The following is a 26,930-nucleotide window of genomic DNA, read 5'->3' as shown; positions in this document are numbered from 1 at the left end:
AATGTTTCGCCATAAGAGCCAGGCATTTACGCTTTACGCACGTCACCTCCCCCCCTGAAATGGTTACACTGCCACTTGGCGGATTCGTCATGATACGCCCTATGGGTCTTGGCGGACTTTCCAGGGAAAAGGCGGCGGCATCAGGCGTTCATCGTCATAGCCCGGGATGCTACCAAAGCGGTCACTATTGCTCTCCCAGTCACGCTGGGCCTCAGCGATTTCGGAAACACTATGCCCAACGAAGTTCCACCAGATCCACACTTCTTGCTCAAGCGGTTCGCCTCCTATCAGGATGACTCGACCACCAGCAGGCAGCGACAGTGTGACGGACGTTCGCCCACGCCCAATATAGGCCAGCTCATCGGGAGAAAATGCCTCACCTTCAATATCGAGTGTGCCTTCCAGGGGCAGCAAGCCATATTCGAAATCCTGGCGTAAGGAAAGTGTCACCTCCTTTTGTTGTGGACTGACCATGTCGAGACCCACCAACTCCGAAAAGGCCAGTGTCGGCGCTTGATAGCCGGCAAATTCCCCCGTGAGCAGGGTAAAATCAACGCCATTTTCCTCCCAGCCAGGCAACGTCGGGTAGTGGTCAAAGCGTGGCGGGGTTTGACGGTCTTTTTCCGGTAGCGCGATCCATAGCTGGGCCGCATGAAGATCTGTCTCACCGGCGACGGACTCCTCGGTATGGCTGATGCCTCGTCCCGCGGTCATCAGGTTGACCTGACCAGGCCTTATCACCTGTTCATGGCCCAGACTGTCCCGGTGCAACACCTCCCCCTTGAGCATCCAGGTGAAGGTCTGCAAGCCGATATGGGGATGAGGCCCAACACGCAAGCCCCCGGCATCGCCCTTGAAGACAGCAGGCCCTGCATGGTCAAGGAAACACCATGCGCCAATCAGACGTCGCTGGCGTGTGGGCAGCACCCGGCTCACAGGGATTCCCCCGACATCAGCCGTGCGGGGGGTAAGGTGTTGAATCTGGCGCTTGCCATCGATGATGGGACAATCCATCGGCGCAGCGGACTCATTTTCAGCGAATCGCGTACTCATGTAGCGTTCCCCTCTATCACAGCATAAAGAACAGGCTCGGCGGGTAGGCCGAGCCCGATAGCTCAGGTGGTTGCCTGTTGAGAGTAGCTCTGCATCAGGTTGGAGTAAGCAGGCAGATGACTGGCCAGCAGACCACCGAAGCCTTCGATGTCGTTACGCCAGTCACGATGCAGCTCGCCGCCAACCGCGAACCATGTCATCAGTTGAGCACCGGCTTGTGACATGCGATTCCAGGCGGCATCTCGCGTGACCTGATTAAAGGTACCGGAGGCATCCGTGACTACGAAGACTTCATACCCCTCCTCCAGAGCGGAAAGCACCGGGAAGGCCACGCAAACCTCGGTCACGACCCCGGCAATCAGCAGTTGCTTCTTTCCGGTGGCCTTGATGGCGTCAACAAAGTCCGGATTATCCCAGGCGTTAATCTGTCCCGGACGCGGAATATAGGGCGCTTCCGGAAAGGCTTCCTTGAGCTCCGGAACCATCGGACCATTGGGCCCATCCTCGAAGCTAGTCGTCAGAATAGTCGGGATATTGAAGAACTTGGCGATATCGGCAAGGGCCAGGACGTTGTTTTTGAACTCATCCGGGTTGAAGTCCCGGGCCAGAGACAGCAGGCCCGACTGATGGTCTACCATCAACAGTGCCACATCATCCTTGTCCAGCCGCTTGTAGGTAAATGACATATTGCCTCTCCTCTTCGTTCGCAGAATACGGCAACCGACTGGTTGCCGACACTTGCCCTAGCGGCAATGCCGCTAGGGCTGCAGGGCACCGAACCGGCCCCCCTGAAACTCTGAGAAGGCTTGCCGAATCTCCTCCTCGCTATTCATGACAAAAGGCCCATAGCCCACTACAGGCTCGTCAATGGGCTCGCCACTCAGCAATATCAATTTGGCGTTGTTGTTGGCCTCGAGGCACACTTCTTCGCCCTTTCGCTCGAACGCCACGACACTCTCGTCGCGCACCAGGGTTTCACCGTTGACCAGCACTGTTCCTTCTAGAACCACCAGCAGTGTGGTATGCCCCTCCGGAACATGTAATCCGGCCTCCTTCCCCATGGAGAGCCGTATATCCCACATGTTGAGCGGCGTAAAAGTATGAGCCGGCCCCTTCTCTCCAAGATAGTCACCTGCTACCACACGCACCACACCGGCCTCATGCTCCAACGGCACACTGGGAATATCGGCCTGGTGCAGCGTTTGATAAGCCGGCGACACATTCTTGAACCGAGCGGGTAGGTTGACCCAAATCTGGGCCATTTCCATCCGACCTCCCTGAGCAGTCAAGGCTTCGGAGTGAAATTCCTCGTGGACAATCCCTGCACCCGCTGTCATCCACTGCACATCGCCTTCGGCGATACGTCCGCCACCCCCGGAGGAATCTCGGTGCTCGAGTTCCCCGGCATAGACGAGCGTGACGGTTTCGAACCCGCGATGCGGATGCTGTCCCACCCCCCTGGGCTGCGATGCTGGCTCGAAGGAATAGGGACCAGCATGGTCCAGCAGCAGAAAAGGGCTGATATGCTGGGCCCCCATGCGGTCATAACTGAGCAGGGAACGAACGGGAAACCCGTTACCGACCCAGTGGCCCTGCGGTGCGCCATATACTTCCTGAATCTTCTTCATCACCAATCTCCCGAGTATTGGAGAGGCACTTGGCCCGATGACCAGAAGGCTATTACATGCACGATTATTCAGGTAGATGGGTAATTCGGCACAGACCGTATCAAAAACAGGACAGTGGCATGCAGGATCTCAACGATCTCTATTACTACGTGCAAGTGGTTGACCATGGAGGGTTTGCGCCGGCCGGAAGAGCACTGGGCATACCAAAATCGAAGTTGAGCCGCCATATCATCCAACTGGAGGAGCGCCTGGAGACGCGCCTGATCAACCGTTCGACGCGCCGCTTCTCAGTGACCGAGATTGGCCAGGCTTACTACCAGCACTGCGTGGCGATGCTGGTCGAAGCCGAGGCAGCGGAGGAGCTCATCGAACGTAACCGCGCAGAGCCACGCGGGACCGTGCGACTCAGCTGTTCTCCCAGTGTCCTGCACTACTTGATCACTCCACTCTTGGTGCGCTTCATGGCGCAGTGCCCCAAAGTCTCGATACAGGTCGAGGCCACCAGTCGAAGGGTCGATGTGATCAAGGAAGGCTTTGATCTGGCTATACGGGTACGCTTTCCCCCCCTGGAAGATAGCGACCTGAACATGAAAGTACTGGCTCATAGCCCTCAGCGTCTGGTGGCTGCGCCAAGCCTTTTCGAGCATTACCCCAGGCCACGGGCCCCGGCAGACTTGGTACAGCTCCCGAGTCTGGATTTTGCCCAGTACGACCGCCAGCATACCTGGGACTTGGTGGGGCCAGAGGAGGCAACGGCTCAGATCCCCCACCAGCCCCGGTTGGTGACGGACAGTGCTGAAACCCTGCACGAAGCAGCCCTGGAGGGCCTTGGCGTTTCCAAAATGGCCCTACTGGTCGGGCACCGGGACCTGCACAACAAGGCGCTGATTGACGTTTTGCCTGGCTGGGAACCCCGTGGCGGAGTGTTACATGCCGTTTTCCCCTCACGACGCGGTTTACTGCCGGCTGTTAGAGCGTTTCTGGACTTTCTGGGAGACAACATCGCCGAGGAGGATTTCCGGACTTTCCAGGAGAGGGACTGAAGGACTCACGGCAGATCGAGTAGGAGAGGGGAGTCACCCCCCGTCCTCTCACACCACCGGGCATACGGTTCCGCGTTCAGCCCGGATATCCCCGATGCTGGGGCCGGTCCACCGCAAGCCCCTTATCGCGCTATCGGGAGCTTCTTGATATGAGCCTCGATGGTCTCGCGGACTTGCTTTGTCATCGGGAGGTTGTGCTTTTCCGCCTGCCAGTGCTGGTGGAAACGTGCGACAGCCTCGCGCGCCGTATCCAGAACAAGTTTTTCGGGAATGGCGGCTTTAGCTGCCAAATGCTCAAGTTCGTCATTGGTCAGCTCGGTAAAGGCACGGGTTCGGCTGATCTTGAGCCCCATATCATCGTTGGGGATATAGGGAATGGTCGAGACGAGATCATAGGCCGGAGCGAGGGCGGCGTTTCGCCGGTCGGGATAAATGAGCGACCAGTTCTTCATGTGCATGTCGCCGTTTCCGGTTAGAACGCAGAACACCAGCCGCCGGATGAATTCGGCGATATCGGCGTCATTGGTCTCGGCGGCAAGCACCTGCGCGATGTTGCGCAAGGCCGCTGTTTTGTATTTTTGTTCGGCATAGACATCAAAGACCTGCGCGAAATCCTCGATATGGACGGCGCTACCGTCAGACAGCCTGTCGAAACGTTCGATAATGAAGGCCCTTTGGCCGATCTTGTCGATTCCTTCGGGCAGATTTTTAATGCTGCCGACATCGACAAGATCAATCGGCGGGACGTCTATTCCGGTAAGGCGCGCGAGCGTCATCATCGAAAATTCGTTTTCGGGAACGCCTTCGAACTCGCGCGATGGAAGCTTCACGACCCATGAGCCGCCCACGCCGGAGGCCGGAATCGTCAGGCCGTCCGTGGGTGCGAGAACCGCCGAGAATTTGAGCTGCACCCCTGCAAGCGAGAACCGCAAAGCGTTCTCGCGGCGATCACCCTCGGTGTCACCGGCATCGGGACTCTCACCGCCAACTGGCGGCCATGCCTCGCCATCAGCGGGTTTGATCGTGACCGCGCCGGGCAGGTCATGACCAAGTGCCCAAAGCAGATGAAACTCGCGCTCGGGATTTACGCCCGCATTCTCCGCGAGGTATTTACGCAGATGGCCTTCAGGCAGAAGGTTCGAGAAAAAGGGCATCACGCGCTTCTGATAGGCGCGGAACTCGGTTAGCAGCGCGCCGAATTCGTCTTTGAAGGCCAGCCCCAGGATCGGCCTGTCAGGGTTATCGATATAGTCTTCGTTGAAGGCGAAAATCGACCGGTCTCCACCGACATTGGTAAGAGTGCCGATAGGCTCCCCATAGAGCAGGACATCAAGGACAGAAACATCAGCCATCTTGATCCTCCTCCAGCCGATAGGCCGGCCTTGGCGGACGCGGCGTCTCATGGGACGCTGCGCGATGGGCGAGCTGATTGCGCAAAGAGCGGATGTTTTCGGCAGCCCGATTGACAGCCTCATTACTCCCCGAGGACTCGATAGACTCGATGGTGCGCCTTACCTTTTGCAGAATTTCGGGATCAAGCTGGCTCTGGATTTGGGTAATCTCGCGGATGCGGCGCTGAAGATTTTCGAAGTTCGCGCCGGATGCACGGGATGCGAGCGCATCGACCATCTCGCGGATGCGGGCGATTTCCCGCTTTGATTCGGCGTTGACGACCGGCACGCTGGCGACGCTGCGGGTGATTGACTGGACAGCCGGAAGCGCCTTACGGGGTACGAGCATCAGCTCCATGTCCAGGGCATGGGCGATGGAGGAAAGGCTTGAGACGCGCAGGTCAACGGCGTTGTTCTCGATCTTCGAGATGTGCGACTGCGGCACACTGGCTAGCGCGCTCAGTTCCCGCTGGCTGAGCCCTTTGGCTTCTCGTGCGGCCTTGAGACGCGCGGCCAGTTCTTCCGTTGCATAGCTCATCTGATCTACTTTTATGCATCATATGGTAAGTTTGATCTACTAAGTCATATCACACTATGCAGTAAAGCCCAAGAACCATTGATCTGCAATAACACATCAAAATACGGTTTTGATCTATCTAAATAGATCATGCATCACCTGTTGATGCTGGCCTTGAGGTACAAATGGCGGGACAGTAATAGAAAAGGGCCTGCGATTGCTCGCAGGCCCTTGATATCTGGCGCGCCCTGAAGGATTCGAACCTTCGACCTTCGCCTCCGGAGGGCGACGCTCTATCCAGCTGAGCTAAGGGCGCGTGTTTCCAAATTGTCGGAGCCGGATAGCACTCCGTTCGCCGGCAGCGCTACGCGCTGCTGACGCTCCCCTCAGGCGAAGCCTTCGGGTCCGGCCGTCCGCCTTGCATGGCGGCCGGCGCTCCGCCGGGCAGAAGCAATGCGTGGCATTCTGCTTTGGATCGATCTTGATCAAGCGGGCAACATCCTACCTTGCCACTGGTCAGCTGTCCAGCCAAGGTATAAGGCATCCGTGCGGGGGTCGAGCGGCATTTTGTGCCGCTACTTGCCATGCTGGTTATACTGTTCGACATGGCATGGTTGATCGCCCAATAGTCAACCGGCTTTGGTTTCTGCCGACCCAATCTCGAGAGGTGACACAGTGAGTGCCAGCAAGTGGATCGCGGGATGTATGGCCTGCCTGGGTCTGGCGGGGCTGACCTTCGCGGAAGACGACATGAGTCACGAGGCGATCGCCAAACGTCTTGAGCCAGTAGGCGAGCTGTGCCTTGAAGGCCAGGACTGTGGCACCAGCGCAGCCTCGGCTGGTGGTGACACTACCGGATCGGCGGGTGGCGGCGACATGGGAGGCGAAGCGGTCTACAACAGCGCCTGCGTGGCCTGTCATGACGCTGGTGTGGCCGGGGCACCGAAGATCGGCGACAGCCAGGCCTGGTCGACGCGTCTGGAGAAGGGCACCGAGACGTTGTACAGCCACGCCATCAATGGCTTCAACGCCATGCCGGCCAAGGGCGGCAACCCCAACCTCTCCGACGCCGAAGTCGAAGCAGCCGTGGATTACCTCATCGAGAACTCGCAATAGGTCACTCGAGCGGCGTGGCAGGACACGGCAGGCTCAGTCCAGCAGGGAACGCAGCCCGGCAATGGCACTCTGCCCGCGGGCCTGCTTCTTGTCCGGGTCCTCGCGGTCGGCGCGCCCCTCCCACTCCAGCGCGTCCGCCGGCAACTCGTCGAGGAAGCGACTGGGCGTGCAGTCCATCATTTCGCCATAGGTCTTGCGTTGGCGCGCCAGCGTCAGCGTCAGGGTGCGGCGTGCCCGAGTGATGCCCACATAGGCCAGGCGCCGTTCTTCTTCCACACTTCCCGTCTCGATGGCGTTGCGGTGGGGCAGCAGTTCTTCCTCGAGCCCCATCAGATAGACATGCGGGAACTCCAGGCCCTTGGAGGCGTGCATGGTCAGTAGCTGAACCCGATCGGAGTCGTCTTCCTCGGCCTGCTGCTCGAGGATGTCACGCAGCACCAGGCGCGAAATGGCGGCTTCCACATCATCGGTTTCGGTCTCGCTGCTGGGACTGTCCTCATCGGGGTCGGCCTGCATGGATTTCTCGAGCTGATCGACCAGAGTCCACACATTGGCCATGCGCCGCTCGGCGATGGTCGGCGCGCTGGCGTTCTGATACAGCCAGGCTTCGTAATCCATCTCGTGGAGCATGCCGCGGATCGCCGCGATGGCATCGCCCTTGTCCATGCGGGTACGCACGCCATCGATGAAGTGCGTGAAGCGTCCCAGGCGCTCCACGGCGCGTGCCGGTAGTTGCTCGGCCAGGCCTATTTCGTGGCAGGCGGCGAACAGCGAGGCGCTGCGCTCGGTGGCATAGTTGGCGAGCTTTTCCAGGGTGCCGGGGCCGATCTCGCGACGCGGCACATTGACGATGCGCAGGAAGGCGTTGTCGTCGGCCGGATTGATCAGCAGCCGCAGGTAGGCCATGGCGTCCTTGATCTCGTTGCGCGAGAAGAAGGAGGTGCCACCGGAGAGCTTATAGGGAATCTGGTAGTGCTGCAGCTTGAGTTCCAGCAAGCGCGCCTGGAAGTTGCCCCGATACAGCACGGCGAAGTCGCGCCACTCGGCCCGTTCCTTGATGCGCCGCGTCAGAATCTCGCTGGCCACCCGCTCGGCCTCGGCTTCCTCGTGGCGGTTGACCACCACACGGATCGACTCACCCTGGCCCATGTCGGACCACAGCGTCTTCTCGTAGACGTGGGGGTTGTTGGCGATCAGGGTGTTGGCGGCGCGCAGAATGGTACCGGTGGAACGGTAATTCTGCTCCAGCTTGATGACCTTGAGCCGCGGAAAGTCCTCGCCCAGCGTCACCAGGTTCTCGGGGCGTGCCCCGCGCCAGGCATAGATCGACTGGTCATCATCGCCGACCACCGTGAAGGTGGCCCGCTCGCCCATCAGCATACGCACCAGCTGATACTGACTGACATTGGTGTCCTGATACTCGTCCACCAGCATGTAGTGGATCTTGCGCCGCCAGCGCGCCAGCGCATCTGGATTATCGCGCAGCAGGGTCACCGGCAGCAGGATCAGGTCATCGAAGTCGACCGCGTTGTAGGCCTTGAGATGGCGCACATAGGCCTCGTAGACCCGCGCGGCGAACAGCTCGTCTTCATCGGCGGCATGCGACAGCGCCTGCCCCGGCAACACCAGGTCGTTCTTCCAGTTGGAGATCACCGACTGCACCCGGTTGATCTGGTCGGCATCGACCTGGGCGTCCTTGTTCATCAGATCGCGCAGCAGCGCCTTGGCATCCTCGGGATCGAACAGCGAGAAGCCGGGCTTGTAGCCCAGCGCCTTGAGCTCGCCGCGGATGATATTCAGCCCCAGGGTGTGGAAGGTCGAAACGCGCAGCCCATGGGACTCCTTGCCCTTGAGCATCTGCCCCACCCGCTCCTTCATCTCGCGGGCTGCCTTGTTGGTAAAGGTCACCGCCGCAATGCGCCGTGCGCTCATGCCGCATTCCTGGACCAGATAGGCGATCTTGGAGGTGATCACGCTGGTCTTGCCGGAGCCAGCCCCGGCGAGCACCAGGCAGGGACCGTCGATGGCCTTCACGGCCTCGCGCTGGCTGGGGTTGAGCTTGGCGATGCGGCTGGCGATGCTGGTACTCATCAGGGGCCTTCCGGCGGTGTCACGGCACCGGCGAAGTCGAGCTGGCGCCAGGCCTCGTAGACCAGGATGGCGCAAGCATTGGAAAGGTTCAGGCTGCGACGCTCGGGCAGCATGGGAATGCGCAGTCGCTGCTCCGCGGGCACGGCATCGAGCATCGTCTGGGGCAGGCCGCGCGTCTCGGGGCCGAAGACCAGGGCATCGCCCGGCGCATAGCTCGGCTCATGGTAGCCGGTGCGTCCCCGTGTCGAGACGGCAAACACCCGCTGCGGCTCCACCGCCGCCAGAAAGGCGTCCCAGTCAGCATGCACCTGGACGCGTGCCCACTCGTGATAATCGAGCCCGGCACGCCGCAGGCGCTTGTCATCCAGCTCGAAGCTCAGCGGCTCGATCAGATGCAGCCGAAAGCCGGTGTTGGCGCACAGCCGGATCAGGTTGCCCGTATTGGGCGGAATCTCGGGCTGAAAAAGCACCACATCGAGCATAAAAGGCTACCTGGGGACATGAAAGCGGCGAAGCGGGCGCTCGCTCAACCGGCGTTCACGCCATAGCGATCGCGGTAATCCCGAATGGCCTCGGCATGGCCCTTGAGCGAGTCTCCGGCATGGACTTCGAGATACTCGAGCACCATGTCCAGATTGACGATACTGACCACCGGCATGCCATAGGTCGCCTCGACCTGCTGGATGGCGCTGCGCGGGTCGCTGTCGTCGCCGCCACGCTCCTGGCGATCCAGCGCCACCACGACGCCGGCGGCCTCGGCGCCGGTCTCGGCGAACAGGTCCATCACCTCGCGAACCGCGGTGCCGGCGGTGATCACGTCATCGATGATCAGCACCCGGCCGGTCAGCTCGGCGCCGACGACATTGCCGCCCTCGCCATGCACCTTGGCTTCCTTGCGATTGAACGCATAAGGCAGATCACGGTCATGATGGTCGGCCAGCGCCACCGCCGTGGTCGCCGCCAGGGGAATGCCCTTGTAGGCCGGACCGAAGAGCACATCGATATCGATGCCGCTATCGGCAATGGCCTGGGCATAGAAGCGACCCAGCTGGGCCAGTGCCGCCCCGGACTTGAACAGGCCGGCATTGAAGAAATACGGACTGACACGGCCGGACTTCAGGGTGAACTCGCCGAAGCGCAGCACCCCCTGCGCGATGGCGAACTCGATGAACGCCAGCTGGTAGGGTTGCAGGGACGATGCGACTCGATGATCCGCCACGGGGCCTCCTATCACGCTCATGGACCGATGCCATTTACCCAAACGTCGAAACGTCGGGTATCATACACGCGCGACGCAAAAGGGACCATGTATGAAAATTGCCACCATCAATGTCAACGGCATCCGCGAGGCTGTCGGCCGAGGCTTTCTCGACTGGCTGGCCAACCAGGATGCCGACGTCGTCTGCGTGCAGAACCTCAAGGCCAAGAGTTTCGAGCTCGACGACAGCATCCTCTTTCCCGAGGGTTACGAGGGCTACTTCCTCGACGCCGAAGAAGACGGCTTCTCCGGGGTGGGCCTGTATTGCCGCAAGATTCCCAAGGCCATCATGTACGGCCTGGGCTTTCCCGAGTGCGACCATGAGGCCCGCTTCCTGCAGGCCGACTACGACCGTTTCAGCATCGCCTCCTTCCTGATGCCCGACGGTAGCGACCCGGCCGCCAAGCAGAACTTCATGACCCAGTATCAGGAATACCTGGGCAAGATGGCCCGCAAGCGGCGCGAATACATCATTTGCGGCACCTGGAACATCGCCCACAAGACCATCGACCTGGAGAACTGGGCCGACAACCAGACCACGCCCGGCTTCAAGCCCGAGGAGCGTGCCTGGATGGATCAGGTCTTCGGCCCCACCGGCTTCATCGATACCTTCCGCGAGATCAACCGCGATGCCGGCGAGTACACCTGGTGGCCAGCCCTCGATCAGGATCAGCCGCGCGAGCGCCAGGAAGGCTGGCGCATCGACTACCAGATCGTCGGGCCCAACTTCCGTCGCCACGTGGTGGACGCCTGGATCGACTACGACGCCACCTTCTCCGAATACGCACCGCTGATCGTCGAATACGACCTGACGCTGTAACGGGTTCCCCGTCGCCCTCGCGCCGGCCTCAGCGCCGGCGCGTTGCGTCAAGGGAGTCCTCAGTCGCGAATGCCCAGCGCCTCACGCTGATGGTCGAACAGCTCGCCGCCGGCCTTCTCGGCGAGATCGAGCATGGCGTTGAGCTCGGCGCGACTGTAAGTGCCTGATTCTGCCGTGCCCTGCACCTCGATCAGCTCACCGTTTTCCGCCATCACCACGTTCATGTCGGTACCCGCGCGGCTGTCTTCCGGGTAATCCAGGTCGACCACCGGCGTGCCCTGGTAGATGCCTACCGAGATCGAGCTGATCAGCTGATGGAAGGGATCACCCTTGATCAGCTTCTCGCGCTGCAGATAACGCACCGCATCCACCAGCGCCACACAGCCTCCTGTGATGGCGGCCGTGCGCGTGCCGCCATCGGCCTGGATGACATCGCAGTCCACGGTAATGGTGTACTCGCCCAGCTTCTTGAGATTGATCGAGGCGCGCAGCGAGCGGCCGATCAGACGCTGGATCTCCACCGTGCGGCCACCCTGCTTACCCCGGCTGGCCTCACGCCCGCCACGAGTGTGGGTGGCCCGCGGCAGCATGCCGTACTCGGCAGTCACCCAGCCCTGCTTCTTGCCGCGCAGCCAGCGCGGCACACCGGCCTCGACACTGGCATTGCACAGCACCCGAGTATCACCGAACTCGACCAGCACCGAGCCCTCGGCATGGCGGGTATAGTCGCGGGTCAGGCGAATCTCGCGGGTCTGATCGGTCGCACGACCACTGGGACGTCGAATATCCGAAGGCATGACACCTCTCTTGCTGTTGGCTGATAAAAGTATCGCGCCATTCTACACGCTCCGGGCCCAGCGCGTGGCGCTCACCGACAATACCGACCTGTGCCGAGGACGAGCAGGCACAGCCGCGAGGGATGATTTACACTCCGGACTTCAGCCAAGTGCTACTTTTGCCAACCGTTTCGTCGATCGGAGCCTGACATGGTCCACAGCATGACGGCCTTTTCCCGGCAGGACCTGGATGCCGACTGGGGTTACCTGCAGCTGGAGCTGCGTTCGGTCAATCAGCGCTACCTCGAGCCGCACTTCCGGCTCCCCGAGGCGCTGCGCGACCTCGAGCCCGACTTCCGCGACACCCTGCGGGGCCGCCTGGCCCGCGGCAAGGTGGAATGCCAGCTACGCTTCACACCCGCCGACGCCAACAGCCCGTTCAGCGTCAATCGCACGCGGCTCGACGCCCTGGCCGACGCTCTGAACGACGTTCGCGCAAGCGTGCCCCAGGCCGCCATGCCCGACGCCCTGGCGCTACTCGACCACCCCGGCGTGCTGGAAGTCCCCGGCCCCGACCTGGACAACATCAAGGCCGAAGCCCGCGCCCTGTTCCGGCGCGCCCTGGACGACCTGGAAGCCGGCCGCGCCCGCGAGGGCGACAAGCTGGCCGCCCTGATCGAGCAACGCCTGGATGGCATTGATGAGCAGGTCAGCGAGGTCCGCCGGCTGCTGCCGGAGATCCTTATCCGCCAGCGCGAACAGCTGCAGGAGCGTCTGGAAAGCGCCCGCGCGGAGCTCGATCCCCAGCGCCTGGAGGCGGAAATGGTGCTCGTCGCCCAGAAGGCCGACGTCGCCGAAGAGCTCGACCGGCTGGAGACCCATGTCGCCGAAGTCCGCCGCCAGCTCAGGGCCAAGGGCCCCATCGGCCGCCGCCTCGACTTCCTGATGCAGGAACTCAACCGCGAAGCCAACACCCTGTCATCCAAGTCCTTCGTCGCCGACACCACCCAATGCGCCGTAGAACTCAAGGTCCTGATCGAGCAGATGCGAGAGCAGATCCAGAATATCGAGTGATGGCAATGCCGTGACCTCGGCAGCGCGCTGCGATGCGCAGAAGGTCGACTTTCGAGCATCGGGACATTGCGGCATCATATGCCTGCTCACAATCACCCCTGCAAACGCCTGGAATTCCCATGTCAATCTTCGAACGCATCAACCGCCTGTTTCCCGTCTGGGCCATCCTGCTGGCAGTCATCGCGGCCCTTGTGCCGGAGTTTTTCACCGGACTGGCCGGCTATATCAAGACGCTGCTGGTGATCATCATGTTCGCCATGGGACTGACGCTCACCAAGGACGACTTCGCGCGGGTGGTGAAGTCGCCCAAGCCCATCGCCGTGGGCGTTGTCCTGCAGTTTCTGGTGATGCCGCTGGCGGCGCTGCTGGTTTCAAAACTCCTGGGGCTTTCCACCGAACTGACCATTGGCATGGTGCTGGTGGGCGCCACGGCAGGCGGCACGTCCTCCAACGTGATGACCTGGCTGGCCGGCGGCCATGTGGCACTGTCGGTGTCGATGACCATGGTGTCCACCTTGATCGCGGTCATCGCCACGCCGTTGATCACGTTGTTGCTGCTGGGTCAGAGCATCGATGTACCGGTGCTGGGCATGCTGATGAGCATCGCGCAACTGGTGGTCGCCCCCATCGTGCTGGGCGTGGTGATTCATCACCTGCTGGGCTCGCATATCCAGCGTGTGGAACCGGCTCTGGCGACCCTGGCCATGGCCGCCATTGTCTTGATCATCGCCATCGTGGTCGCACTCAATGCCGGACGACTGAGTACACTGGGGCCGATCGTCGCGCTGGCGGTCATCGCGCATAATGGCATCGGCCTCGCGGCGGGGTATGGCATCGCACGTGCACTGCGCTTCGATACGCCCACATCACGCACCATCGCCTTCGAGGTCGGCCTGCAGAACTCCGGGCTGGCGGTCACCCTGGCGAACCAGTTCTTCAGCGCTGGCGCGGCATTGCCCGGGGCACTGTTCTCGGTGTGGCACAACGTGTCCGGCTCCCTGTTGGCCGGTTACTGGAAACGGCAGTCCGCGGCGACCGAATCGTCTACGGCTGCCTCCTCTCGCGGCTGACACCTGGAGGCCGAACACTGCAATCGTTGCCGGCATAGTCGTCTGCGCACACTTGTCAGCCGGAGACGGTGTGCGCAGGTATGGCCCCCCTAGTGCCCGGCAACGATGGGGATCGTGGCCAACAAAACCGTCGTTGCCGATACCCTGTAATGTGCCGTCGAATTCTAGGTACTGACCCAATAGATCCAGAATATTGAGTAACTGCCATGCCCCGTGAAGATGCCTGGTCGGCCGAGGAAATCGCAGCCATCGTCGACACCTATCATCAAATGTTGATCGCCGAGCTGGGGCAGCAACGCTATAACAAGGCGGCGCTCAATCGTCAGCTCGCAGAACGTTTACCTAAACGAAGCCGTAGCTCCATTGAGTTCAAGCACTGCAACATTAGCGCCATACTCCGCGATGCGGATTGCCCCTATGTGGCAGGCTATAAGCCAAGAAGTAACTATCAGGCCAGCTTGGTGGACTGCGTCGAACAGCGTCTTTTACGAAGTGATCAGTTTGATCGCGCGGCTCAGCAAGCGGCAGACCTCCCTGCCATCGAAAGCTCACCAGAAACCTTCAACAACATTATTGTAGAGCCGCCTAACACATCGCCCCAGGTTCAAGAGAGTCCGGGTAGCTACATCGCCAAGCGAGATTACCTGGCGCGCGAGGCACGCAATCGCGATCTAGGGCATGCCGGCGAATGCTTCGTCATGGCCTACGAGCGCCAGCGCCTGATGGCACTGGGTGAGAACAAGCTGGCCGGGGCCGTTGAGCACGTCGCCGCGACCCAGGGCGATGGCGCAGGCTTCGATATTCGCTCCTTCTCCGACGATGGCAGCGAACGCTGGATCGAGGTTAAGACCACGGCCTTCGCCATGGAATCAGCCTTCTTTATCTCGCCCAACGAGCTCAGGTGTTCCCGGGATCATGCGGCCCAATACCACCTCTATCGGCTCTTCAATTTTCGCAAGCAGCCCCGCATGTTCTGCCTAACGGGCGACCTGAACAAAAAGCTCTGGCTCGAGCCCGATAGCTACCGGGCGGGGGTGAAGTACATAGTGTAATGTGAAGGAATACACACCTCCTGATTTTAAAACTGGACCCAAAAGCCAGATATTTTCTGCTATAAAGTGAGAGTATTATCGCTGCTCTCAGACACGCATTCTTTTAAAAATCAAACACATAAATTTCAAAGCACTTGCCAAAAACTCCACTAGCCTTAACGACCCGCATAACAAAAATGCAGCTCTACGGTTATGCGGTTTCCAGAAGGCGACTACGTAACCGGCTGACGGCCTGGCTATGCAGCTGGCAGACCCTCGACTCGGTGACGCCCAGGACGGCCCCGATCTCCTTGAGGTTGAGCTCTTCCTGATAGTAGAGCGCCATCAGCAGCTTCTCGCGCTCAGGCAAAGCTTCGATGGCTTCTACCAGGCGGCCACGACGGTCCTCGTCAACCAGTAGTGAAAATGGTGTATCGCGCGTTTCGTTGTCCCGCAGGCGACTCTCGCCCCCCTCGGCCATTAGTTCCTCGAAAGGCAATAACTGGCCACTGTTGGTGTCACTTAGCAAGCGTCGGTAAGCAACGAGGTCCATGCCCAGCGACTCGGCGATCTCGGCCTCTTCCGGGGGGCGTCCCAGGGACTGCTCGAGACGCCGTGCTGCCTCGTCGGCGGCGCGCGCACTCCGGCGCACGCTCCGCGGCAGCCAATCGCGGCTACGCAGCTCGTCCAGCATCGCACCGCGAATACGCTGGCTGGCAAAGGTCGCGAAGCTGGCTCCCTGAGCGGCATCGAAGCGTCCGAGGGCCTCGAGCAAGCCTTCGGTTCCGGCCTGGATCAGGTCGTCGAGTTCGATGCTTGCCGGCAACCTGACCTGCAATGCCAATGCCTGACGGCGCACCAGGGGCAAGTACTCTTCCAGCAGGTCGCGTTGTTCGATCTTGCCTTGTGCTGTGTACATCTTCATGCCTCGCGGCTCATCGACCTTACCGATAGTTCACGATCACCTGCAGCCCCTCCACGGTCAGGGGCGTTTGCCCCGCCTTCGGCGCAAAGCGGAACCGCAATGGGACATCGGCCGCCAATCCTGCCAATGCCCCTGTCATGCCACGCTGACCGGACACGGATACGCACCTCTCGGGATGACAGAGGCGCACCCCTATGGCGCGGCCCGGCGGTAAACGGAACCGCCAGCGCACATCGGCGATGGAGCCTCCGACCACTGCCTGACCGCCGGATGTCAGAGGAGCACTGACAGTTTCCCGATCGGACAGGCTGACATGCAGGCGTGACTCCCGATCCACCCAGCTGCCAGCGGCCGACGTCATGCCGCTCACCAGAAGCAGCAAAGGTGACCATATCAACCATTGGCGCCCCATCACTTACTGCCCGCCCACCAGGGTCGCAACCCTCAAGGTTCGATCGTCCGGAATTTCGGCCTGCGACATCACCACCAGATGTCGCAGACGCCGACGCAGAAAGCGTGCCAGCACGGCACGCAGGCCGTGCTGAACGACCAGGACTGGCGGCTCGCCACTTGCCTCGTGCCGCGCCAGTGCCTGTTCTGCCTGCTCCATGAGTGTTTCGGCCAGGCCCGGCTCCAGGGCGCCACTGCCGTTCATCGCCTGGGTCAGCACCTGCTCGAGCTGGCCGTCCAGACCGATGACGTTGAGAGTTTCGTGCCCGGCGAACCATTGTTGGGTGATGGCTCGCCCCAGAGCCAGCCGCACCGCGGCCGTCAGCTCCCCCGCATCCTGCTGCTGAGGGGCATGCTCCGCCAGGGTGTCGAGGATGGTACGCAGATCGCGAATCGAGACGTCTTCGTCCAGCAGGTTCTGCAGAATGCGCTGCAGAACGGTCAGAGAGATGGCCTTGGGTACCACCTCTTCCACCAGCCCTTTTTGATCCTCGCCGAGCTTGTCGAGCAGTTTCTGGACTTCCTGACGACCCAGCATCTCGGCGGCATGGCGATGCAGCAGGTGATTGAGATGCGTCGCCACCACGGTGCTGGCATCGACTACCGTATAGCCGTACACCTGAGCATGCTCACGCTGTTCGGTATCAATCCAGACTGCTGGCAGACCGAAAGCCGGGTCCTTGGTCGAGGTGCCTTCCAGCCCGCCCGACACCTGGCCCGGATCGATGGCCAGCCAGCGCCCGGGATAGGCCTCGGCACGACCGATCTCGGCGTCCTTGAGCGTCAGCCGATAGGCGTTGGGCGACAGCTCCAGGTTGTCACGGATGTGCACCACCGGAGGCAGAAAGCCGACCTCCTGGGCGAACTTCTTGCGCACGCTCTTGATACGTCCGAGCAGCTCGCCCTGCTGCTGTGCGTCCACCAGGGGGATCAGGCGGTGGCCCACTTCCAGCCCCAGGGTGTCGACCAGTTGGACATCGTCCCAGCTGGCCTCGGGGGCCTCCGGCGTCGGCGGCGGCGCCTCCTGGCTCTGCTCCTCGACCAGACGACGCTCCTTCTCGCGCATCATCCACCAGGCGAGCCCGCCTAGCAGGGCGGTGAAGATCAAAAACACCAGGTTTGGCATGCCCGGCACCAAACCGAGCAGTCCCAGGACGACGGCGGCCAGAACCATCACCTGGGGATTGACGAATAGCTGACCAATCATCTGCTGGCCGACGTCCTGGTCGGTGGTGACCCGGGACACGGTAACGCCGGCGGCAGTGGAGATCACCAGCGCCGGGATCTGGGCCACCAGACCATCGCCGATGGTCAGCAGTACATAGGTGCGTCCGGCGCTGGCGAAGTCCATGTCATGCTGCAGCATGCCGATCATCAAGCCGCCGATGATATTGACCACCATGATCACCAGGCCGGCCATGGCATCGCCGCGCACGAACTTGCTGGCACCATCCATCGAGCCATAGAAGTCCGCTTCCTGTGAAATCTCGGTGCGACGTTGGCGTGCATCGTCCTCACCGATCAGACCAGCATTGAGATCGGCATCGATGGCCATCTGCTTGCCCGGCATGGCATCGAGCATGAAGCGGGCGCCCACCTCGGCGATACGCCCCGCCCCCTTGGTGATGACCATGAAATTGATGATCACCAGGATGGCGAACACCACCAGACCGACGGCGAAGTTACCACCCACCAGGAACTGGCCGAAGGCTTCGATGACCTTGCCCGCCGCATCGCCACCCTGGTGGCCCTCCATCAGCACCACCCGGGTGGAAGCCACGTTGAGCGACAGCCGCAACAGGGTGGTGAACAGCAGCACCGCCGGGAAGGCGGCGAAGTCCAGCGGCTTCTGGGTAAACATGCTGACCAGCAGCACCATCACCGCCAGGGCGATATTGAAGGTGAACAGCAGATCCAGCACGAAGGGCGGCAGCGGCAGGATCATCATCGCCAGAATCATGAGGATCAGCAGCGGGCCGGCCAGCACCTTCATCGGCACGTCGGCCATCCAGTTGCGTCGCGGCAGGTATTGGCTCCAGGCCTTCATCCTCGTGCCTCGCTCGTTGCATCACGGTCCGGCGCTTCCATGGCGGCCGGCACCGACAGGTTCTCGGGGGTCGGAGGCGCCTCGCCGCCTTCGGCGGCGGCCCGTTTCAGGCCAAAGGCCCAGGCCAGCACCTCTGCCACCGCGGCGTAGAGGTCGGCGGGAATCTCCGCCTCGAGATCGACATGGTGGTAGAGCGAACGCGCCAGCGGGGCCGCCTCCAGCAACGGCACGCCCGCTTCCTCGCCCAACTCGCGAATGCGCGCCGCGACGGCGTCGGCCCCCTTGGCCACCACCCTGGGCGCGGCCATGCCGGTCTCCTCGTAGCTCAACGCCACGGCATAGTGCGTGGGGTTGGTGACGATTACATCGGCCTCGGGGACCTGGCTCATCATTCGACCACGCGCCATGGCCTGCTGCTGCTGACGTATGCGGCCCTTGACCTGCGGGTCGCCCTCCGACTCCTTGTGCTCGCGCTTGACCTCGTCCTTGGTCATGCGCAGCTGCTTGGCATGACTCCATAGCTGATAGGGCACGTCGATCAGAATCACCACCAGCAGGGTCAACACCATCAGGCCACAGGCCTCCGCCGCCATGCTCATGGCGCGGGCCAGCGCCTGATGGAGCGGTTGGCTCATCAGCGCCATGAACTCGCCACGATGCAGATACAGGTAGGCCATGCCCACACTGCCGACGAGCACCGCCTTGGCGATGGCCTTGGAAAGCTCCACCAGCGCCTGGGTGCCGAACATCCGCTTGAGGCCCTTGAACGGATTGAGCTTGGACGCCTGGGGCTGGAGCGACTTGGCGGAAATCAGCCAGCCGCCCAGCAGGGCCGGCGCTACCAGGGCCACCACCGTCAGCAGCAGAAACAGCGGCAACAGGCTGATCAGGGTCCGACGCCCCAGCATCAAGGCCTCGGCCAGCATCGGCGAGGTCTCCATGGCCTGGCGGCGATCGAACAGGAAGGCCTGCTCCATCACGCCACCGACCTGGTCATAGAGGGTGCCACCCATGGTGGCCAGTCCCAGCACGCCGGCCAGCAACAGCATGAAGGTCGCCAGCTCGCGGGAACGGGCCACCTGGCCTTCCTCGCGCGCCTTCTCCATTCGTCGCGGTGTCGCGTCTTCGGTCTTTTCGTCGTCGCTGCTATCGTCGGCCATGACCAGTTACCGGGCACTCCTGCGCACCCTGGCCATTATCCGGGTATCGGGGAAGGAACGGTCACGCGAAAAGGACCGATTTTCGTGGGCTTATCCACGTGTCTCGGCCGCTTGCCATTGATGGGCAGGCTGGAAGGATGGCGGTGGGGAGTTCCTCGGCATCCCCATCACCCTCTAGTCATCAGCCGAAAAGCCGGTGAACACAGTCACTTGTCGGCGATAGTCTAGAAACCCAACTGGTCCAGCAGGTCATCCACCTGATCCTGGTCGGCCACGATATCCTCGCCCTCCGACTTGACCTGAGGGCCGTTGAGCAGTTCGTCCTGGCGACGGCGGGTGTAGCTTTCGCGCTGGTCGTCGGCGCGTCGCTGCATGTCCTCGCGGGCTTCGCCCTGGGGCACGCTGTCGATCAGGACCTGCACGAGCTGATGTTCGATCTCGCGGATCACGTCCATCATCTTCTTGATCACTTGGCCGGTCAGGTCCTGGAAGTCCTGAGCCATCATGATCTCGAGCAGCTCCTTGCCGGTGGCCTGGGTCATGTCGGGCACTTCGCCCAGATAGGACCGGGTGTCCTGGACCAGCTCGCGGGCCTCGTCGAGCTCCTTGGGTTCGGCGAACCACTCGGCCCAGCGCGCATCGAGCTGCCGAGCCTGGTCGCTCAGCCGGTCCTGCATCGGCTGGGCGCGGTCGATGGCGTTGAGGGCGCGTTCCGCCGCCTGCTCGGTCATGACCGCCACGTAACTCAGTCGATCACGCGCGTCGGGGATCGCCTCCGCCGCGCGCTCGATCTCCTTGTCCAGCCCCAGCTCTCGCATGCTGTCGCGCAGCATGCGGGTCAGGTGGCCAATCCGCAGGACCAGTTCATCGCCATTGGCCTGAGGATTCTCGGACTGATTCTCCGTGCTCATCATCGCCTCTCCTGGTGGTCGGGCCCGGAGCCCGGCGCGGTGTCACATGCCCAACTTTTCGAAGATCTTGTTGAGCTTTTCTTCCAGGGTCGCCGCGGTGAAGGGTTTGACCACATAGCCGCTGGCACCGGCCTGGGCCGCCGCGATGATGTTCTCCTTCTTCGCCTCCGCCGTGACCATCAGCACCGGAAGCTCCTTGAGCGCCTCGTCCTCGCGAATCTGCCTGAGCATCTCCAGGCCGTCGAGGTTGGGCATGTTCCAGTCAGAGACCACGAACTCGAAGTTACCCGTTCGAAGCTTGTTCAGGGCGTCCTGACCGTCTTCGGCCTCCTCCACGTTGGTGAAGTCGAGTTCCTTGAGCAGGCTGCGCACGATGCGCCGCATGGTCGGAAAATCATCCACCACCAGGATGCTCATGTTCTTGTCCGCCATCGGGGGTCCTCTATCTCAGTAGGTATCATGGCAAGTGGCCGGCCATACCGACCCTTCCAGCATTATCCGAACAGTGACTACACTCTCTGGCTCCGGCCAGAAGCAGCGACCCGCTTGAGCAACCGAGCGGCCATGTCGTCGAGGCCGACCACTTCCTCGGCAGCATCGAGGGCAATGGCCTCGCGCGGCATGCCGAAAACCACGCAGCTGGCTTCGTCCTGGGCCAGAGTGGCGGCTCCCGCCCTGCGCATTTCCAGCAACCCGGCGGCTCCATCCTTCCCCATGCCCGTGAGTAAAACGCCGATGGCGTTGCGTCCCGCCTGGTCCGCCGCCGAGCAAAACAGCACATCCACCGAGGGTCGATGACGATTGACCGGCGGTCCGCCATCCAGGCGCACCACATAGTTGGCGCCATTGCGCACCAGCTTCAGGTGGGCATCGCCGGGCGCGACATAGGCATGTCCCGGCAGGATGCGCTCGCCATCTCGCGCCTCCTTGACCGCGATCCGACAGATGCGGTCCAGCCGCTCGGCAAAGGACCGCGTGAAACCACCTGGCATGTGCTGAGTGATCAAGATCGCCGGCCCATTGGCCGGCATGGGCTCCAGCACACTGCGTATGGCCTCGGTTCCTCCGGTGGAGGCGCCAATGATGACCAGCTTCTCGCTCGACACCATGGGCGCTTCCAGCGCCCGGGGCACCGGGGTATCTCGCTTGCGCGCGCGCTTCGGCCGAGAACGTGCTGCCGCACGCAACTTCTCGGTGATCTCCTCGGCATAGGCCTTCATGCCGCTGCGAATACCGAGCGACGGCTTGGCCACGAAGTCCAGGGCGCCCAGCTCCAGCGCCCGCAGGGTGACTTCCGAGCCGGCCTGGGTCAGCGAGGAGACCATCAGCACCGGCATGGGGCGCAGACGCATCAACCGCTCGAGGAAGTCCAGGCCGTCCATGCGCGGCATCTCGACGTCCAGGGTCAACACATCGGGGTTGTATTGCTTGATCAAATCCCGTGCCACCAGGGGGTCGGGAGCCGTGGCCACCACCTCCATATCGGGTTGCTCGTTGATGATCTCGCTCAGCAGGTCGCGTATCAGCGCCGAATCATCGACGCACAGCACCTTGATCCGGGGTGCATTCAAGAGTCTCTCCTTCACTGGGTGACCGACGCGTCCCTGTCGACGCCACCAGTCATACCCGAGATATCGGCCAGCATCCGTCTGACTTTAGGACCCATCATGAGCGCGGGCGGCGGACATAGACGGTCTGGCCACGTAGCCGGAAAGTCTCGGTGATATAGGAAAAGTTTTCCGAGTGTCCGGCGAACAGCAGGCCGTCTGGCTTGAGCAGGGGCGCGAAACGCTCGAGGATCCGAGCCTGGGTCGGCTTGTCGAAGTAGATCATCACGTTGCGACAGAAGATCGCATCAAAAGACCCCTCGACGGGCCAGGAAGGCGCCAGCAGATTGAGCGGTAGAAAACGCACCATCGCCCTCAACTCCGGCCGGATCCTCGCCAGTCCCTCATGTTGCCCACGTCCTCGCTGGAAATAACGCTTGACCCGTGCATCATCGAGCTTGCGAACCTGATCCAGGGCATAGACGCCGGCATCGGCACGCCTTAAGGCTTCGGTGTCGATATCGGAAGCCAGCACCTCGACGTTCCGGGTGCGTCCGTCGAGAGCCTCGTCCAGCGCCATGGCTATCGAGTAGGGTTCTTCGCCGGTGGAGGCTGCTGCGCTCCAGACGCGCAGTGTCCCGCCTTGCTTCTGCGCATGTTGTGCCAACAACGGGAAATGATGGGCTTCGCGAAAGAAAGCGGTGAGGTTGGTGGTCAAGGCATTGGTGAAGGCCTCCCACTCGGAAGAATCCGCCTGCCGCTCGAGGCGTGACAGGTAATCGGCAAATCGTATCAGACCGTGCTGACGCAACCGCTTGGCCAGGCGACTGTAGACCATTTCCCGCTTATGCTCGGCCAGCACGATACCGGCACGCTGATAGATCAGGTGCCGAATCCGTGAGAAATCCGCATCGGTCAGCTCGAGGTCACGCTCGACTCCCGCCCACTCCCCGAAGTCGGGGGTGGACGCTTCACGGGACAGGGTCAAAACGATTCCCACTCCTCGGTCGTCGCGGGTGACGCCTGGCGCTCATGGCGTGGCGTTTCCTTCTGCTCACCCGAGGGTGCCGAGGGGGTCTCGGTGGCGGACGGCGCCTGGGACTGGGTGCGCGACGGAATCGTCTCCATGCCCGCACCGCGCAACCGAAAAGCCGAAGCGGCATGCGTCAGGCTCTTGGCCTGACGGTCAAGCTCGGCGGATGCCTGGGCCGAGGCCTGCACCCGAGCAGCATTGCGCTGGGTCACCTGGTCCATCTCCACGACGGCCTGATTGATCTGGCCGATACCGTTCTTCTGTTCCTCGGACGCGGCAGTGATTTCCCCCATGATGTCGTTGACCCGGGTCGAGGCTTCCATTACCTCGCCCAGCGAGGCTTCGGCCCGTTTCACCAATTCCGCGCCCCCTTCCACTTGCTGGGCGGAACCATCGATCAGCGCCTTGATCTCCTGAGCCGCCGAGGCAGAGCGGCCAGCCAGGTTCCGCACTTCGCCGGCGACCACCGCAAAACCGCGCCCCTGCTCGCCGGCACGCGCTGCCTCGACGGAGGCATTGAGTGCCAGGATATTGGTCTGGAAGGCAATGCTGTCGATGACATCGATGATCTCGGTCATCTTGCGCGATCCATCGGTGATCTCGCCCATGGTCGTCACCAGCTGTTGCATCAGTTCGCCGGACTCGCGCGTACGCGAGGCATTATCCGCAGCCAGGCCACTGGCCTGGCCAGCATTGTCGGCGTTGTGGCCCACCGTGGTGGTCATCTCTTCCATGCTGGAGGCAGTCTGCTGCAGCGAAGCAGCCTGCTGCTCGGTGTGCGCCGACAGCTCCTCGTTGCCGGTGGCGATGTCGCGAGCGGCGGGGGCGACCCGCTCGATCCCGGCATTTACATCAGCGACGATGCTACCCAGGCTCTTGCGCATCAGGCCCAGCGCGTCCAGCAGGCGACCGAGTTCATCGCGCTGACGCTTCGGTGACTCCGCGGCCAGATTCCCCGAGGCGACCTGCAGGGTGAAAGCTTCGGCATCACGCAACGGCCGCAGCAGGGAACGCAGGATCAATCCACCCAGTACGCAGAGCAGCAACAGGCCGACCGCCAGGGTTCCCGCCAGGACCATCAACATGCGCTGCTGGGCCTGCCGCGCCTGGGCGGCCAGGGTGGCGGCGGCCTCGCGCTTGCCTTCGATCAAGGTGTTAATCTGGCCTGACATCTCTCGTCCCCAGTCGCGCATCTTCTCGGCGTGGGACGGCAGGTCAGCGAAGACCTGGAAATTCTCCTCACTGCCCAGCAGCCCCAGGGCGAAATCCATCCCGTCGGTGATGTAGGCACTCAGGTCTTCACCGAAGGCGTCGGACTGCTCGCCCTGATTGAGGTCGCGATCACGATAGGTCGACCAAAGCGAATTCAGCGAGGATTCAATGTCCTCGAGCCGCTCGATCAGCGAATCACGATTATCGAGCAGTTCCACCGGGGCTCTGCTGGTCAGCATCTGATGGCTGCGGGTTACCAACTGGTCGATCTGCTGCAGACGTGCCACGTCCTGGAGACCATCTCGATCCAGCGCCTGCAGACGTGTATCGGCACGTTCCAGCCCCAGCATGCCGATCCCGCCGCTGGCCAGCAGCAGCAAACCGGCCACCAGGATCATCGCAATGACCTTGGCGCGCATGCTGCGCACATTGAGACGCCCCAGCCAACCGCTCAGCCCCCTGCGCTTGAGTTGGCCGTGATCGAGCGAATAGCGCGTCGCGCGTCCTTCGTTCATCCGCGCATAGACCGACTCGGCGCGCTCCACCTCGGCTTGGGAGGGTTTGGTACGCATCGACACGAAACCCACGACCTTGCCATCCTCGAGGATCGGCGAGACGCTGGAATTAACCCAATAGTGATCGCCGTCCTTGCGACGGTTCTTGATCACGCCGCGCCAGCGGCGACCGGCCTCCAGGGTGTGCCACAGATCCTCGAAGGCAGCCTGCGGCATGTCGGGATGACGCACCAGGTTGTGCGGCGAGCCGATCAGTTCATCGTGCTCGAAGCCACTCACCTCCACAAAGGCCGGATTGGCATAGGTGATGCGCCCCTTGAGATCGGTGCGGGAGATCAGGAAATGATCGTCCTGCAGGGCATACTCGCGTTGCGTAACGGGTTGGTTGTTGCGCATATGGTCTCCCCACGACGGCTCAAGGCCGCTAGCGATGGTATTGTTATCGATCGGCGCCGGCGCGATGGCCGGCGCATCCTGCTATTCAGAAAGATTCCCAATCCTCGTCGCGGCCCGTATCCTGGGCCTGGTTCAAGGCGTCGGGCTTCTTGCCAGCCTGCTTGCGATCCGCTGGCATCAGGGCCGGCATCCATCGCGCCAGGTCGCTGGTATCATCACCGTCGGCCGACTGGGATTCCGTGCGTCCCGGTCCGGCGTCCTCCCTCAGACGAAAACGCTGGGTCGCCTCACGCAGGCGCCCACTCTCGGCCTCCAGTTGGGTCGCCCCGCTGGCTGCCTGCTGGACCAGCTCGGCATTCTGCTGGGTTACCTGATCCATCTGCGTCACAGCCTCGTTGACCTGCGAAATACCGTTGCTCTGCTCGGTGGAGGCAGCGGCGATCTCGTCCATGATGTCGCTGACTCGCTGGACGGACTGGACGACTTCGGCCATCGTCCGGCCGGCCTGGTCAGCATTGCCGGTACCGGCGTCCACCTGCTTGACAGAGGCTTCGATGAGTTCTCGAATCTCGCTGGCGGCGGTGGCCGAACGGCTGGCCAGGTTGCGCACCTCCTGGGCCACCACGGCGAAGCCACGGCCGTGCTCGCCGGCGCGGGCCGCTTCTACCGAGGCATTGAGCGCCAGGATATTGGTCTGGAAGGCGATGGAGTCGATGGTCCCGATGATCTCGGCGACGCGGTGGGAGCCACGACTGATCTCGTGCATGTTCGAGACGACCTCGCCCACCACCTGTCCGCCCTGCTCGGCGGTACGCGATGCCTCGGTGGCCAACTGGCTGGCCTGCTGGGCGTTCTCGGCGTTCTGCCCCACCGTGGAGGACAACTCTTCAATGCTCGAAGCCGTCTCTTCCAGGGAGGCGGCCTGCTGCTCGGTGCGCGACGAGAGGTCGTTGTTACCGCTGGCGATGCTCTGGGTGCCCTGGTGGATCGACTCGCTGCTGGCCCGCACCGTGCCTACCGTCCGAGCCAGGCCGGCCTGCATCTGAGCGAGCGAGCTGTACAGACGACCGATCTCGTTGTTGCCTCGCGTCGGAATGTCCTGGGACAGATCGCCTCGCTCCATCCGCTCGAAGTAGCCAACCAGTCGGCCGAGCGGACGCACGACATTGGCGGTCACGCCCCACAACACCAGGATGATGGTCAGCACGGCGATCACCAGCACAGCCACCATGGCGACTTCCAGCAGCTGTACCAGGTCAAAGAAGTTGCTGTAGAGGGCGGCGCCCTTCTTCTCGGCAGAGGAGAAGAAAACAACAGCGTCGTCATAGAATTGCCGTGTGAGCTGCTCGACATCGGGTAGTAGGTCCGTGAAGGCCTGGGCGCTACCATCTTCCAGAGCCTGTTGCTGGGGACGCAGCCCCTCGCTCATCAGCGCCTCGAAACTCTCCTTGATCGCCTCGATACGCGGCTGTTGACCCTCCTGGCGAGGCAGCGCCAGAAACTCCTGAAAGCTCGACTCGACCTCATCGAAAGTCTCGGTCAGCGCCGCGGCATCGGCCTGCACGGTTTCACGCTCCTCCGGCCAGACAGCTTGCGCCAGACGCGCCTGGAGGTTGCGCAGTTCCATCTGGGCGAACAACATCTGCGAGTTGGCACGGTTGAGTGTCGACTGTTGATCGACATTGACCTCATTGAGCGTTCGCAGCGAATCCTCGCTGTAACGCACGGTGTAGAGACCAAGCGCGCTCAACACCACCACCAGTGCAGCGAACACCGCCAACACCAGGCTCCAGCTGACCCGAACGCTCATGTTATCGAGAAGTTTCACGACTCTCTCCTGTCATCGGGCGATTCATCGCCGCCCGG

At 62.0% G+C, this 26,930-nt stretch carries 25 protein-coding genes and 1 tRNA gene; 6 read left to right on the top strand and 20 right to left on the bottom strand.

The features are described from left to right. Nucleotides 1–99 precede the first annotated feature (99 nt). The 3 genes from HHA01_RS09550 to HHA01_RS09540 all read right to left on the bottom strand — a co-directional run bounded on the left by HHA01_RS09550 (nucleotide 100) and on the right by HHA01_RS09540 (nucleotide 2,681). Nucleotides 100–1,053, bottom strand: a complete 954-nt coding sequence (locus HHA01_RS09550) for a pirin family protein (protein ID WP_141320095.1) — start codon at nucleotides 1,051–1,053, stop codon at nucleotides 100–102. Nucleotides 1,054–1,115: 62 nt separating this feature from the next. Continuing rightward, the gene (gene ycaC, locus HHA01_RS09545; RefSeq protein ID WP_141320093.1) at nucleotides 1,116–1,739 is read right to left on the bottom strand and encodes an isochorismate family cysteine hydrolase YcaC; all 624 of its coding nucleotides are present in this window, start codon (nucleotides 1,737–1,739) and stop codon (nucleotides 1,116–1,118) included. Nucleotides 1,740–1,811: 72 nt separating this feature from the next. Continuing rightward, complete coding sequence (locus tag HHA01_RS09540; RefSeq protein WP_141320091.1) at nucleotides 1,812–2,681, bottom strand: pirin family protein; 870 nt, start codon at nucleotides 2,679–2,681, stop codon at nucleotides 1,812–1,814. A 119-nt stretch (nucleotides 2,682–2,800) separates the two neighbouring features. Here HHA01_RS09540 and HHA01_RS09535 point away from each other — a divergent pair, with 119 nt between their 5' ends. Beyond that, nucleotides 2,801–3,724: a LysR substrate-binding domain-containing protein gene (locus tag HHA01_RS09535; protein WP_141320089.1), complete on the top strand. Its 924-nt coding sequence runs from the start codon at nucleotides 2,801–2,803 to the stop codon at nucleotides 3,722–3,724. A gap of 122 nt (nucleotides 3,725–3,846) precedes the next feature. Here HHA01_RS09535 and HHA01_RS09530 read toward each other — a convergent pair whose 3' ends face one another. The 3 genes from HHA01_RS09530 to HHA01_RS09520 form a co-directional block, all read right to left on the bottom strand. After that, nucleotides 3,847–5,076 (bottom strand): type II toxin-antitoxin system HipA family toxin, encoded by a 1,230-nt coding sequence (locus HHA01_RS09530; RefSeq protein WP_141320088.1) that lies wholly within the window; start codon nucleotides 5,074–5,076, stop codon nucleotides 3,847–3,849. Beyond that, on the bottom strand, nucleotides 5,069–5,653 hold the full coding sequence (locus tag HHA01_RS09525; RefSeq protein ID WP_141320086.1) for a helix-turn-helix domain-containing protein: 585 nt from the start codon (nucleotides 5,651–5,653) through the stop codon (nucleotides 5,069–5,071). The genes HHA01_RS09530 and HHA01_RS09525 overlap by 8 nt, the downstream gene beginning before the upstream one ends. Before the next feature lie 218 nt (nucleotides 5,654–5,871). After that, nucleotides 5,872–5,948: transfer RNA gene (locus HHA01_RS09520), tRNA-Arg, on the bottom strand. A gap of 389 nt (nucleotides 5,949–6,337) precedes the next feature. Between HHA01_RS09520 and HHA01_RS09515 the strand changes: the two genes are divergently transcribed. Then, nucleotides 6,338–6,748 carry a c-type cytochrome gene (locus HHA01_RS09515; protein WP_246053869.1) on the top strand — a complete coding sequence of 137 codons (411 nt, stop codon included), beginning with the start codon at nucleotides 6,338–6,340 and terminating at the stop codon, nucleotides 6,746–6,748. Between the two features lie 33 nt (nucleotides 6,749–6,781). Here the strand turns inward: HHA01_RS09515 and rep are convergent, their stop codons facing one another. From rep to pyrE, 3 genes are read right to left on the bottom strand one after another with little or no spacing between them, the layout of a single operon-like run. After that, entirely contained in the window at nucleotides 6,782–8,839 is a 2,058-nt protein-coding gene (rep, locus tag HHA01_RS09510) for a DNA helicase Rep (RefSeq protein WP_141320082.1), read from the bottom strand. After that, nucleotides 8,839–9,321, bottom strand: a complete 483-nt coding sequence (gene trmL / locus HHA01_RS09505; RefSeq protein ID WP_141320080.1) for a tRNA (uridine(34)/cytosine(34)/5-carboxymethylaminomethyluridine(34)-2'-O)-methyltransferase TrmL — start codon at nucleotides 9,319–9,321, stop codon at nucleotides 8,839–8,841. The genes rep and trmL overlap by 1 nt, the downstream gene beginning before the upstream one ends. A gap of 44 nt (nucleotides 9,322–9,365) precedes the next feature. Continuing rightward, entirely contained in the window at nucleotides 9,366–10,058 is a 693-nt protein-coding gene (pyrE, locus tag HHA01_RS09500) for an orotate phosphoribosyltransferase (protein ID WP_246053868.1), read from the bottom strand. 91 nt (nucleotides 10,059–10,149) lie between these two features. On the opposite strand from pyrE, the gene HHA01_RS09495 reads away from it, so the two are divergent. Continuing rightward, on the top strand, nucleotides 10,150–10,917 hold the full coding sequence (locus HHA01_RS09495) for an exodeoxyribonuclease III (RefSeq protein ID WP_141320076.1): 768 nt from the start codon (nucleotides 10,150–10,152) through the stop codon (nucleotides 10,915–10,917). Nucleotides 10,918–10,976: 59 nt separating this feature from the next. On the opposite strand, the gene rph is transcribed toward HHA01_RS09495, so the two are convergent. Beyond that, a complete protein-coding gene (rph, locus tag HHA01_RS09490; RefSeq protein WP_141320074.1) occupies nucleotides 10,977–11,714 on the bottom strand; it encodes a ribonuclease PH in 738 nt (245 codons plus the stop codon). Between the two features lie 189 nt (nucleotides 11,715–11,903). Here rph and HHA01_RS09485 point away from each other — a divergent pair, with 189 nt between their 5' ends. From HHA01_RS09485 to HHA01_RS09475, 3 genes are all read left to right on the top strand, one after another. After that, nucleotides 11,904–12,767, top strand: a complete 864-nt coding sequence (locus HHA01_RS09485) for a YicC/YloC family endoribonuclease (protein WP_141320072.1) — start codon at nucleotides 11,904–11,906, stop codon at nucleotides 12,765–12,767. A 119-nt stretch (nucleotides 12,768–12,886) separates the two neighbouring features. After that, nucleotides 12,887–13,837, top strand: a complete 951-nt coding sequence (locus tag HHA01_RS09480) for a bile acid:sodium symporter family protein (RefSeq protein WP_141320070.1) — start codon at nucleotides 12,887–12,889, stop codon at nucleotides 13,835–13,837. A gap of 206 nt (nucleotides 13,838–14,043) precedes the next feature. Then, entirely contained in the window at nucleotides 14,044–14,889 is an 846-nt protein-coding gene (locus tag HHA01_RS09475) for a protein NO VEIN domain-containing protein (RefSeq protein WP_141320068.1), read from the top strand. Between the two features lie 190 nt (nucleotides 14,890–15,079). Here HHA01_RS09475 and HHA01_RS09470 read toward each other — a convergent pair whose 3' ends face one another. The 10 genes from HHA01_RS09470 to HHA01_RS09425 all read right to left on the bottom strand — a co-directional run bounded on the left by HHA01_RS09470 (nucleotide 15,080) and on the right by HHA01_RS09425 (nucleotide 26,892). Further along, nucleotides 15,080–15,787: an RNA polymerase sigma factor FliA gene (locus tag HHA01_RS09470; protein WP_141320107.1), complete on the bottom strand. Its 708-nt coding sequence runs from the start codon at nucleotides 15,785–15,787 to the stop codon at nucleotides 15,080–15,082. A 25-nt stretch (nucleotides 15,788–15,812) separates the two neighbouring features. Continuing rightward, nucleotides 15,813–16,154 (bottom strand): flagellar protein FlhE, encoded by a 342-nt coding sequence (locus HHA01_RS09465; RefSeq protein WP_170214860.1) that lies wholly within the window; start codon nucleotides 16,152–16,154, stop codon nucleotides 15,813–15,815. Between the two features lie 54 nt (nucleotides 16,155–16,208). Continuing rightward, the gene (gene flhA / locus HHA01_RS09460; protein WP_141320064.1) at nucleotides 16,209–18,290 is read right to left on the bottom strand and encodes a flagellar biosynthesis protein FlhA; all 2,082 of its coding nucleotides are present in this window, start codon (nucleotides 18,288–18,290) and stop codon (nucleotides 16,209–16,211) included. Next, nucleotides 18,287–19,450, bottom strand: a complete 1,164-nt coding sequence (gene flhB, locus HHA01_RS09455; protein ID WP_141320062.1) for a flagellar biosynthesis protein FlhB — start codon at nucleotides 19,448–19,450, stop codon at nucleotides 18,287–18,289. The genes flhA and flhB overlap by 4 nt, the downstream gene beginning before the upstream one ends. A gap of 224 nt (nucleotides 19,451–19,674) precedes the next feature. Continuing rightward, nucleotides 19,675–20,361 carry a protein phosphatase CheZ gene (gene cheZ / locus HHA01_RS09450; protein WP_141320060.1) on the bottom strand — a complete coding sequence of 229 codons (687 nt, stop codon included), beginning with the start codon at nucleotides 20,359–20,361 and terminating at the stop codon, nucleotides 19,675–19,677. A gap of 42 nt (nucleotides 20,362–20,403) precedes the next feature. After that, a complete protein-coding gene (cheY, locus tag HHA01_RS09445; RefSeq protein ID WP_141320058.1) occupies nucleotides 20,404–20,793 on the bottom strand; it encodes a chemotaxis response regulator CheY in 390 nt (129 codons plus the stop codon). A gap of 77 nt (nucleotides 20,794–20,870) precedes the next feature. Continuing rightward, nucleotides 20,871–21,932, bottom strand: coding sequence for a protein-glutamate methylesterase/protein-glutamine glutaminase (locus tag HHA01_RS09440; RefSeq protein WP_141320056.1), 1,062 nt, complete (start codon nucleotides 21,930–21,932; stop codon nucleotides 20,871–20,873). 94 nt (nucleotides 21,933–22,026) lie between these two features. Beyond that, a complete protein-coding gene (locus tag HHA01_RS09435) occupies nucleotides 22,027–22,896 on the bottom strand; it encodes a CheR family methyltransferase (RefSeq protein ID WP_141320054.1) in 870 nt (289 codons plus the stop codon). Further along, on the bottom strand, nucleotides 22,893–25,064 hold the full coding sequence (locus HHA01_RS09430) for a methyl-accepting chemotaxis protein (RefSeq protein WP_141320052.1): 2,172 nt from the start codon (nucleotides 25,062–25,064) through the stop codon (nucleotides 22,893–22,895). The genes HHA01_RS09435 and HHA01_RS09430 overlap by 4 nt, the downstream gene beginning before the upstream one ends. Nucleotides 25,065–25,149: 85 nt before the next feature. After that, complete coding sequence (locus HHA01_RS09425) at nucleotides 25,150–26,892, bottom strand: methyl-accepting chemotaxis protein (RefSeq protein ID WP_141320050.1); 1,743 nt, start codon at nucleotides 26,890–26,892, stop codon at nucleotides 25,150–25,152. Between the last annotated feature and the right edge of the window lie 38 nt (nucleotides 26,893–26,930).

The sequence above is a fragment of the Halomonas halmophila genome, assembly GCF_006540005.1.
Classification (GTDB): Bacteria; Pseudomonadota; Gammaproteobacteria; order Pseudomonadales; family Halomonadaceae; genus Halomonas; species Halomonas halmophila.
Note: the sequence above shows the minus strand (reverse complement) of the source record. Positions and strands in the feature narration are given on the sequence as shown.

Coding starts and splice junctions, on each gene's coding strand:
- HHA01_RS09550 (WP_141320095.1), bottom strand. CDS start 1,053: ATGAGTACGCGATTCGCTGAAAATGAGTCCGCTGCGCCGATGGATTGT.
- ycaC (WP_141320093.1), bottom strand. CDS start 1,739: ATGTCATTTACCTACAAGCGGCTGGACAAGGATGATGTGGCACTGTTG.
- HHA01_RS09540 (WP_141320091.1), bottom strand. CDS start 2,681: ATGAAGAAGATTCAGGAAGTATATGGCGCACCGCAGGGCCACTGGGTC.
- HHA01_RS09535 (WP_141320089.1), top strand. CDS start 2,801: ATGCAGGATCTCAACGATCTCTATTACTACGTGCAAGTGGTTGACCAT.
- HHA01_RS09530 (WP_141320088.1), bottom strand. CDS start 5,076: ATGGCTGATGTTTCTGTCCTTGATGTCCTGCTCTATGGGGAGCCTATC.
- HHA01_RS09525 (WP_141320086.1), bottom strand. CDS start 5,653: ATGAGCTATGCAACGGAAGAACTGGCCGCGCGTCTCAAGGCCGCACGA.
- HHA01_RS09515 (WP_246053869.1), top strand. CDS start 6,338: ATGGCCTGCCTGGGTCTGGCGGGGCTGACCTTCGCGGAAGACGACATG.
- rep (WP_141320082.1), bottom strand. CDS start 8,839: ATGAGTACCAGCATCGCCAGCCGCATCGCCAAGCTCAACCCCAGCCAG.
- trmL (WP_141320080.1), bottom strand. CDS start 9,321: ATGCTCGATGTGGTGCTTTTTCAGCCCGAGATTCCGCCCAATACGGGC.
- HHA01_RS09495 (WP_141320076.1), top strand. CDS start 10,150: ATGAAAATTGCCACCATCAATGTCAACGGCATCCGCGAGGCTGTCGGC.
- rph (WP_141320074.1), bottom strand. CDS start 11,714: ATGCCTTCGGATATTCGACGTCCCAGTGGTCGTGCGACCGATCAGACC.
- HHA01_RS09485 (WP_141320072.1), top strand. CDS start 11,904: ATGGTCCACAGCATGACGGCCTTTTCCCGGCAGGACCTGGATGCCGAC.
- HHA01_RS09480 (WP_141320070.1), top strand. CDS start 12,887: ATGTCAATCTTCGAACGCATCAACCGCCTGTTTCCCGTCTGGGCCATC.
- HHA01_RS09475 (WP_141320068.1), top strand. CDS start 14,044: ATGCCCCGTGAAGATGCCTGGTCGGCCGAGGAAATCGCAGCCATCGTC.
- HHA01_RS09470 (WP_141320107.1), bottom strand. CDS start 15,787: ATGTACACAGCACAAGGCAAGATCGAACAACGCGACCTGCTGGAAGAG.
- HHA01_RS09465 (WP_170214860.1), bottom strand. CDS start 16,154: ATGACGTCGGCCGCTGGCAGCTGGGTGGATCGGGAGTCACGCCTGCAT.
- flhA (WP_141320064.1), bottom strand. CDS start 18,290: ATGAAGGCCTGGAGCCAATACCTGCCGCGACGCAACTGGATGGCCGAC.
- flhB (WP_141320062.1), bottom strand. CDS start 19,450: ATGGCCGACGATAGCAGCGACGACGAAAAGACCGAAGACGCGACACCG.
- cheZ (WP_141320060.1), bottom strand. CDS start 20,361: ATGAGCACGGAGAATCAGTCCGAGAATCCTCAGGCCAATGGCGATGAA.
- cheY (WP_141320058.1), bottom strand. CDS start 20,793: ATGGCGGACAAGAACATGAGCATCCTGGTGGTGGATGATTTTCCGACC.
- HHA01_RS09430 (WP_141320052.1), bottom strand. CDS start 25,064: ATGCGCAACAACCAACCCGTTACGCAACGCGAGTATGCCCTGCAGGAC.